The sequence below is a fragment of the Nonomuraea maheshkhaliensis genome (genome assembly GCF_039529435.1).
Taxonomy (GTDB): Bacteria; Actinomycetota; Actinomycetes; order Streptosporangiales; family Streptosporangiaceae; genus Nonomuraea; species Nonomuraea maheshkhaliensis.
In genome coordinates, this window is sequence record NZ_BAAAMU010000265.1 from 1 (window position 1) to 4035 (window position 4035).

Annotated in this window: 1 protein-coding gene; it reads right to left on the minus strand. The window is 75.2% G+C overall.

Going from position 1 to position 4035, the window contains the following annotated elements; genetic code table 11:
• Nucleotides 1-4035 (minus strand): amino acid adenylation domain-containing protein (locus ABFX54_RS56090; RefSeq protein WP_346115521.1); only part of this gene is annotated, 4035 nt, incomplete at both ends.

The window sequence follows — 4035 nt, forward strand, 5'->3', positions numbered from 1 at the left end:
GGGTGGCGATCAGGCTGTCCGGATCATCCTCATCGCCCAGAAGCTCCCGCTGCCAGAGCGCATAGTCGGCGTACTGAACGGGCAGCGCGTCCCACTCGGGCGCCCGCCCTTCCCTGCGCGCCGCGTACGCGACAGAGGCGTCCCTGGCCAGCGGCGCCATGGACCAGCCGTCGCCGGCGATGTGGTGCACCACGACCACCAGCACGTGCTCGTCCGCGCCGGCGTCGAGCAGCCAGGCCCGGATCGGCACCTCGGAGCCCAGGTCGAAGGCGTGCCCGACCGCGGCGTCCAGGTCCTCGATCGTTCCCCTGACCGGCTCCCAGGTCAGCTCGTCCGGGGTCAGGACCCGCTGGTACGGCTCGCCGTCCGCGACGGGGAAGACCGTGCGCAGCACCTCGTGCCGCTCGATCACGTCGCGCAGCGCCGCGCCCAGCGCGTCGAGGTCCACGTCGCCGCCGAGCCGCAGCACGATCGGCACGTTGTAGGTCGCGCTCGGGCCTTCGAGCCGGTTGAGGAACCACAGCCGGCGCTGCGCGAACGACAGCGGCACCCGCTCGGGACGCCGCCCGGGGGTGAGCGGCAGGCGAGCGGCGCCGGCGTCGTCGAGCCGGGCCGCCAGCGCGGCCACCGTCGGCGCCTCGAACAGGGCCCGCAACGGCAGCTCCACGCCCAGCACCGACCGCACCCGGCTGACCAGCCGCACCGCCAGCAGCGAATGCCCGCCGAGGGCGAAGAAGTCGTCGTCGACCGCCACCTGCGGCAGCCCGAGCACCTGCGCGAACACGCCGCACAGCAACTCCTCGCGGGCGTCGGCCGGCCCTCGTCCCCTGGCGGCGCCGTACTCGGGCGCGGGCAGCGCCGCGCGGTCCAGCTTGCCGCTGGTGGTCACGGGCAGGGCGGGCAGGGTCACGATCGCGGCCGGCACCAGGTACGCGGGCAGCCGCTCGGCCGCGAAGGCGCGTACCGGCTCGGCCGGGTCCGTGCCCGCCTCCCTCGGGACGACGTAGCCGACCAGCCGCCGGTCTCCCGGGACGTCCTCGCGGACCACGACCGCCGCCTGCGCCACCAGCGGATGCGCGGCCAGCACCGCCCGCACCTCGCCCGGCTCGATGCGGAAGCCGCGGATCTTCACCTGGTCGTCGGATCGGCCGGCGAACACCAGGCGGCCCGCCTCGTCCCAGCGCACCCGGTCGCCGGTCCGGTACATCCGGCCGCCGGCCGGGCCGAACCGGTCGGCCACGAACCGTTCCCCGGTCAGTCCCGGGCGTCCGGCGTAACCGCGCGCCACCTGCGGCCCGGCCAGGTAGAGCTCGCCCGGCACGCCGGGCGGCACCGGCGACAGCCACTCGTCCAGCACGTAGGCGCGCACGTTGAGCCGCGGCCCGCCGATCGTCACCTCGCGTCCGGCGGCCAGGTCGTCGGTCAGCGTCGCGCACACCGTGACCTCGGTCGGCCCGTACGCGTTGACCAGCCGCCGCCCCTCGCCCCAGCGCGCCACGAGGTCGGCGCCCAGGGCCTCGCCGCCGGCCACCAGCGTGCGCACTCCGGCCAGCTCCGCCGTGCCCATCACGCCCAGGAGCGAGGGCGGCACCAGCAGGTGCGACACCCCGAACCGGCGGACCACGTCGGCCAGCCCCGCCCCCGGCAGCAGGTTCGCCGCGTCGGCCACCACCAGGCAGCCGCCCGACCACAACGCCGCCAGCACCTCCCAGCAGGCCGCGTCGAACCCGGGCGACGCGAACTGCAGCACCCGGTCGCCCGGCCCGCTCTCCCAGCCGCCGGCCGCGAGCAGGTTCACCGCGCCGCCGTGGGTGACCACCACGCCCTTGGGCCGCCCGGTCGAACCCGAGGTGTAGATGACGTACGCCGCGGAGTCCGGCCCGAGCCGTCCCCGCTCGGCCTCGTCCAGCGAGCCACCCGGTTCCGCGTCCACGGCGGGGGCGTCCACGACCACCCGCGCCGGCCCGTCCGGCAGCCGGTCCGTCAGCTCGCGGGAGGTCACGACGTGCGCCGCTCCCGCGTCCGCCAGCGCGTACGCGATCCGCTCGGCCGGGTACGCCGGGTCCATCGGCAGGAACGCGCCGCCGGCCTTGAGCACGCCGAGCACCGCGACCACCCAGGCGGCGCCCCGGTCCAGGCAGACGCCCACCACGGACTCCGCCCGCACGCCCCGCGCCACCAGAGCGCGCGCCAGCCGGTTCGCTCGTTCGTCCAGCTCGGCGTACGAGAGCTCGACGCCGTCCCCGACGACCGCCGGGGCGCCGGGCGTGCGCCGGGCCTGGGCCTCGAAGAGCTCCACCAGGGACGAGCCGGCCGCCTGGCCCGCCGTGTCGTTCCACGTCTCCAGCACCTGGTGGCGTTCCCCTGCGCCGAGGACGTCCACGGCGCTCAGGCGGGTGCGCGGCTCGGCGACCAGCAGGGCCAGCACGCGCGTCAGGCGTTCGCTCAGCCGCTCGGCCGAGGCCCGGTCGAAGAGGTCGGCGGAGGCCACCAGCGACCCCCGCACGCCCGCGGGCCCGCCCTGGGCGTCGAACGCCTCACCGAGCAGCACCTCCAGGTCGAACTTGGCCACCGGAGCGCCGGCCGCCATCCGCCCGGCCCGCACGCCGGGCAGGTCGAGCCGGGCCTCGCCGGTGTTCTCCAGGGTCAGCATGACCTGGAACAGCGGGTGCCGGGCCATCGACCTGGCCGGGGCCAGCTCCTCGACCAGCCGCTCGAACGGCACGTCCTGGTGCGCGAACGCGGCCAGGCTGCGCTCGCGCACCCGGCTCAGCAGGTCGCGGAAGGCCGGGTTCCCGGACAGGTCGGTGCGCAGGACGAGGGTGTTGATGAAGAAGCCCACCAGGTTGTCGAGGGCTTCGTCGGTGCGTCCTGCGTTGGCGGTTCCGATCGGGATGTCGGTGCCGGCGCCGAGCCGGGACAGCAGGACGGCCAGTGCGGCCTGGACGACCATGAACGTGGTCACGTCCTCGTCCCTGGCCACCTGGGTCAGGCGGGCGTGCACGTCGGCCGGCACCTCGATCGGCACCGTGTGCCCGCGATAGGAGGTCACCGCCGGACGCGGCCGGTCGACCGGCAGTTCCAGCTCTTCCGGTGCGCCGGCCAGGGTTTCGCGCCAGTACGCGACCTGCTGGGAGATCACGCTGCCTGGGTCGCTCTCGTCGCCGAGGAGTTCCCGCTGCCACAGCGCGTAGTCGGCGTACTGGACCGGCAGCGCGTCCCACTCAGGAGCCCGCCCGGCGCACCGCGCCGCATAAGCCGCCGAAACGTCCCGAGCCAGCGGCGCCCGCGACCAGCCGTCACTGGCGATGTGGTGGATCACCACCACCAGGACCCGCTCGTCCGGCCCGTCCTCGATCAACCAGGCCCGGATCGGCGCCTCCGAGGCAAGATCGAAGGCGTATCCGACCAGGGAGTCCAGGTCCTCGACCGTTCCCCGCCCCAGTTCCCACGCCAGCTCGTCGGTCCCGAGCACGCGCTGGTAGGGCTCCCCGTCGGCGACCGGGTACACCGTCCGCAGCACCTCGTGCCGCTCGACCACGTCCCGCAACGCCGCCCCGAGCGCCTCGGCGTCCACGTCGCCGTGCAGCCGGAGCACGATCGGGATGTTGTAAGTGGCGCTCGGCCCCTCAAGCTCCCTGATGAACCACAACCGCCGCTGCGCGTACGACAGCGGCACCCGCTCCGGCCGCTCCACCGCCGTCAGCGGAGCACGGGCCGAGCCGGCCGCATCCAGCCGGGCGGCCAGCGCGGCCACGGTCGGGGCCTCGAACAGCTCCGACAACGCCAGCTCCACCCCCACCAGCGCCCTGACCCGGCTGACCAGCCGCACCGCCAGCAACGAATGCCCACCGAGGGCGAAGAAGTCGTCGTCCACGCCGACGCTCTCCAGGCCGAGCACCTCCGCGAAGGCCCGGCACAGCAGTTCCTCCCGCACCGTCGCCGGGGCCCGGCCTCCGCCCGCACCGTGCTCGGGAGCCGGCAGGGCCTTGCGGTCGAGCTTGCCGTTCGCCGTCAGCGGCAACGCCTCCAGCG